This is a genomic window from Schlesneria sp. (assembly GCF_036405755.1).
GTDB classification, from domain to species: domain Bacteria; phylum Planctomycetota; class Planctomycetia; order Planctomycetales; family Planctomycetaceae; genus Schlesneria; species Schlesneria sphaerica.
On the sequence record NZ_DASWWZ010000643.1, the window covers coordinates 1 to 5021 of the forward strand.

The window sequence follows — 5021 nt, forward strand, 5'->3', positions numbered from 1 at the left end:
CTGGCCGCGATACTGGCGTAGATGAAACCAACGGTCAGCAGTAGCGAGTAGACGGCCATCGGCAGACTGATCTTGTCCCGAAACCACTTGCCGACCATGGTGATACTGATGACCGAAAGAGCACTCTGTCCGAATCCACGCGTCAACAGAATCGCAACGGACAAGGTGGGCAGATCGTTAATTCGTGTCATCCAAAGCACGGTTGCGGCCAGTGCTGCGATTGTCGCCGTCAGTGTGATCCGCATTCCAAACCGGTCGATCAGCCAGCCGCAGGGGAGACAGAATAGCCCTCCAAGCAACGTCGCCCACAAATTGATATTGCTGTACTGGACACGCTCAAGGTGGAACCGTTCTTCCGCCAACAGACGCTCGGTGATCATGCCGAGTCCGTGGGTACGACCGGGCAGCGTGGCGACCATGGCCATGGCCGCAATCACGATGATGACCCAGCCGTAGCGGGAACCCCGGGGCACGGGTTGGGAACCTGTTTCGCGTGACATCGTTCGCTCACTCAATCCTTGTCTATCGTGATTTGAACAGGGTGGGATCGGTCCGTCATTGTTTACTCGAAGTACACCGACGCGGAAGCTTGTGCGGCACGGTGCTGAGCGAGCCGCTCACGAAATTCGGCGTAATGAGCGTCACGCTGGTCACCCCCGTCGGACAGGGCGTTGTAACTCACGTAGAACACGCGGCGCATTTGTGTTGAACGGTTCGGTTCGGAACGATGAGGCGTCAATCCATGAAACACGGCAATGTCGCCCGGGTTGAGTGCCAGGCAAGTTTTTCGCTGCGGATCGACAATATCATCCGGCAGCATGTAGACCGAGCTATCCTGCATGAGAAAATCGTTGTGGTAGCCTGAAAAGACTTCTGTGCAGCCATTCTCTTCGGTGCTCGGGTCAATTGGGATGAGAACGGTCAGGAACGTTCGAGGAAATCCCTTCCATCCCTGGGGTATGTCCTGATGGAGCTGATATCCCTGTGCGCCGGGGGGCTTGAAGATCAGTTTCTCTTTAAAGAGACAGGCAGGCTCACCGTAAAGCGATTCGAGGAGCGCCGCCAGGCGAGCGTCATCGCAAAATCGGGTGCAGACGGGTGAGATATCGTTGACCGGATCGAATACCTCGAACAGGAGCTCGCCTGTTTCGTGGTGCGGCATGTAGCGGCACCGCAGGTTCCGCAGTGAAATCAAATGGCGGTGTTCGGTCAGCAGTCGATCGGATTCGTGGCGCAGCAATTCGATCTGATCGGTCGAGAAAAAGTTTCGAATCATGAAGAAGCCGTCCTTCTTCCATTGATCGAATAACGGTGGTGCGGCGACCAAACTCACGTCCGCGGGAAGGTTAACCAATGACGGATCTCCTCATGCATGCTGCTGAATCCAGTCTCACACACGCTGGATTGATGACGAGTAAGTCAAGATGAACGACGTCGTGCGCGATTGGCAAAAATAACCGATACCGACTCGAGTTCCTCAGGTCCCCGCCTCAAGTCGGTTGACCAGTTCCTCTCGCTGTTCCTCTTTGGTAATCAGGTTGGCAGCGTCTATTGCTTCGTTCTGTTTACCGCAGCCAGAGAGTGCTTCCGCGCATTCGACCGCGACCTGATTTCTCAGCGATTCCTGCTGGATCAGCGGTAGCCCCTGCATCACGGCGAAACCATCGCCCGCGTCGGCGGACTGGCGACAGGCTTCTGCCAGGGCGGCGTCTCGTTTGGCTGCCCCCTGGACCTGAAGAGCTCCCAGTACCTGATCCATCATGTTCGACCTGTCAGAGGGGGGCGAAGTTCCGCATCCTGCCAGTCCTGTTGTCCACAGCAGGAACAGCGAAAGAAATAAACGAGTTTGCCGTCGGGGTTTGGGAGGAAAGGGCATGTGATCGCTCTCGGAAGCCTTGCGGAATTTACGCACTGATATTCTAATGAATGTCAGAGGGTTGTTGCAACTGACCGTATTTCAGCTGGAATTGCTATGAAACGTCGGGCGTTTACACTGATCGAACTGCTGGTTGTGATTGCGATTATCGCTGTCCTGATTGCCTTGCTCCTGCCAGCGGTTCAGCAGGCGCGCGAAGCGGCCCGCCGAACGCAGTGCAAGAACAATTTGAAGCAACTTGGGCTGGCGCTTCACAACTATGAAAGCACCCACTCGACGTTTCCGCCCAACCTCGTCCCGGGTGGCAACTATGCCTACAGTGCGGGGAACTGGGGGGTGCTCGCTTATCTCAGCCCCTACATCGATCAGGCAAACCTCTACAACCTGATGAATCTGAACGCTCCGACATATGCGGCGACCGCTCCCTACGACATTGCCGATCCGAACAATCAGATTGCTGCAGGGACCATCATTCCGTCATTTCTGTGTCCCAGTGACAAGTCGAAGTCTCTTGGTGGAGCTTACGGCGTCGCAGCCCTGGGGCCCTCGAACTATTGCGGGAATCAGGGAAGTGGCGTTTATGCGTCGGGAAACGGATCGCCGTACAACTCTGACGGTGTGATGTTCGCCAATTCGAAGGTTCGCATTGCCGACATCAGTGACGGGACCAGCAACACTGCGTGTATGTCCGAAAGTATTCTAGGGGATGGGGCAACAAACTCACCCGGACCTGTGCCGCCGAATGGGGCTCAAAAGTCCTATGCCTATCTCACGACGTACGGAACCGTGGATGATGCCGCTTGTGCATCAGCGTCGATGTGGAACGTTCAGACCCTGCGTCAGTTTCTCTGGTTCTCGGGCGAGATACGCAATACGTCGTACAATCACTACTACACACCGAATTCAAAGAACTGGGACTGTATCACCAATTCAGCGGCTGCCGGCTACACTGCGGTCGGCTGGAAGGCGGCCCGAAGTATGCACGTAGGTGGAACGCACCTGTTGATGTGTGACGGGTCAGGACGATTTGTCAGCGACAGCATCGACGCGCAATTATGGCGGGGAATCGGCAGTCGGAACGGTGGGGAAATCATCGGCGAGTTCTGAGCACTTCCGGCCTGAGGGCATTCACCCGGACGCCTCATCACCGCTTGACTGGTGGTGAGGGGATTGCAGCGATCCGGGTGATTTCAGCCCCATCGCAGACTGAAGTAACGGACCCTCTTCGGCGGGAATCCATTCCCCCCGCTTCTCATTGGAGCTCGCGAGCCCGTTCTCGCAGTAGCGTTTTCTGGATCTTTCCCGTTGATGTTCGGGGGAGAGGACCAAAGACCACCGCTTTGGGAATTTTGAACCCTGCGAGATGCTGGCGGCAGAACGTGATGATGTCGCTGCTCGTCAGACCCGTCTCAGATTTCAGCGAGATGAAGGCACAGGGACGTTCGCCCCATTTTTCGTCGGGCATGGCCACGACGGCTGAATCCAGCACGGCGGGGTGCCGGGAAAGGACTTCTTCAATTTCGATGGTCGAGATGTTTTCTCCACCGGAAATGATGATGTCTTTGGATCGATCTTTGAGTTCGATGTAACCGTCTGGATGCAGGACAGCCAGGTCCCCGGTATGGAACCAGCCGTCGCGAAATGCTTCCAGGGTCGCCTCGGGATTCTTGAGATAACCCTTCATGACGATATTGCCCCGCATCATGACTTCCCCGATGGTCTTTCCATCCGCAGGGCAGGGCTGCATGGTGGCGGGATCGGCGACCATCAGTCCTTCGAGGACGGCGTAGTTGACTCCCTGACGCGCCTTCAATCGGGATCGCTCTTCGAGTGGTAAGTCATTCCACTCAGGATGCCAGTCACATACGGTGGCGGGACCGTAAACTTCCGTCAGTCCATACACGTGGGTGACGTGAAATCCAATTTCTTCCATGCCGGCAATGACCGAACTGGGAGGAGCCGACGCGGCCGTCATGACTTCCACTGTGCGGTCCAGTTCAATCTGATCACGTGACTGGATGAGCAGGTTGAGGATAATAGGGGCTCCACACAGATGCGTGACGCGATGTTGCTTGATTGCATTGATGATCGCTCCCGCCTCCACACGTCGAAGGCAAATGTGCGTGCCTCCGACGGCGCTGAGCGTCCACGGAAAACACCATCCGTTGCAGTGGAACATCGGTAGCGTCCACAGATACACCGGCGCTGCGGTCATGTTCCACGCCAGCAGGTTGCCCATCGCGAGGAGATACGCGCCGCGGTGGTGATAGACGACCGCTTTGGGGTTACCCGTCGTTCCAGAGGTGTAGTTCAACGCGATGGCATCCCATTCATTCGAAGGGACGACAGAGTGATAGTCAGGGTCGCCTGATTTCAGAAATGTTTCGTAGTCCATGCCTCCGAGACGATGGCCTGGCCCTTGATACTGTGGATCGTCGATGTCGATGACGGTCAGAGTACGCCCGGATTTCTTCAGTTGTTCCAGTGCTGGCTGGATTGTCGCCGAAAATTCACGATCCGTGATCAGGACTTTGGCTTCGCCATGTTCCAGGATAAAGGCGATTGTGGAAGGTTCCAGCCGAATGTTGAGAGCATTGAGGACCCCGCCGGTCAGGGGAACACCGTAATGCGCTTCCAGCATGGGGGGAACGTTCGAGGCCATGATCGCCACGGTGTCCCCTCGGCCAATGCCCAGTTTTGCCAGCGCCGACGCCAGCCGCCGACATCGTTCCGCGAACTCGGTATATGTGGATTGCTGGTCCCCGTGCACCCAGGCGACTCGTTTGGGGTACACCTTTTCGGCTCGCTGCAGGAATGAGAGAGGAGTCAGGGGGGCGAAGTTGGCTTCCACCTGGTCCAGATTGCAGTCATAGGGGTTGGTTAAAAAAGGAGCGTTGGACATCAATCAAGAGCCCTTCGAAGCCGCAGCATTCACGGCGCTATTAAATTTTGTCCTGTGTATTCTGTCGTGAGGCGCCACCACAATGCCATCACCGGTTTGGGGCATACTCTATACAAACCGAGACAGAAACCCGAGCGCGATACGAGAAGAAGCTGGAACGATCTGTAAATGCGAGACCATTCCTGCAAGCATCGTCTATCGGCTGATTTCCATGTCGGGGCGAGCCTGACGGAGTTCTGTCAA

General features: G+C 56.1%; 5 protein-coding genes. 1 reads left to right on the plus strand and 4 read right to left on the minus strand.

Annotated features, from left to right (window positions below):
• From VGE80_RS21400 to VGE80_RS21410, 3 genes are all read right to left on the minus strand, one after another.
• On the minus strand, positions 1 to 500 hold a 500-nt coding region (locus VGE80_RS21400), incomplete at its 3' end, for an MFS transporter (protein WP_440594053.1).
• Between the two features lie 62 nt (positions 501 to 562).
• Complete coding sequence (locus VGE80_RS21405) at positions 563 to 1354, minus strand: phytanoyl-CoA dioxygenase family protein (RefSeq protein ID WP_440594054.1); 792 nt, start codon at positions 1352 to 1354, stop codon at positions 563 to 565.
• A gap of 123 nt (positions 1355 to 1477) precedes the next feature.
• On the minus strand, positions 1478 to 1876 hold the full coding sequence (locus VGE80_RS21410) for a hypothetical protein (RefSeq protein WP_440594055.1): 399 nt from the start codon (positions 1874 to 1876) through the stop codon (positions 1478 to 1480).
• Between the two features lie 96 nt (positions 1877 to 1972).
• On the opposite strand from VGE80_RS21410, the gene VGE80_RS21415 reads away from it, so the two are divergent.
• Positions 1973 to 2983, plus strand: a complete 1011-nt coding sequence (locus VGE80_RS21415) for a DUF1559 family PulG-like putative transporter (protein WP_440594056.1) — start codon at positions 1973 to 1975, stop codon at positions 2981 to 2983.
• Between the two features lie 145 nt (positions 2984 to 3128).
• On the opposite strand, the gene VGE80_RS21420 is transcribed toward VGE80_RS21415, so the two are convergent.
• A complete protein-coding gene (locus VGE80_RS21420; protein WP_440594057.1) occupies positions 3129 to 4778 on the minus strand; it encodes an acyl-CoA synthetase in 1650 nt (549 codons plus the stop codon).
• Between the last annotated feature and the right edge of the window lie 243 nt (positions 4779 to 5021).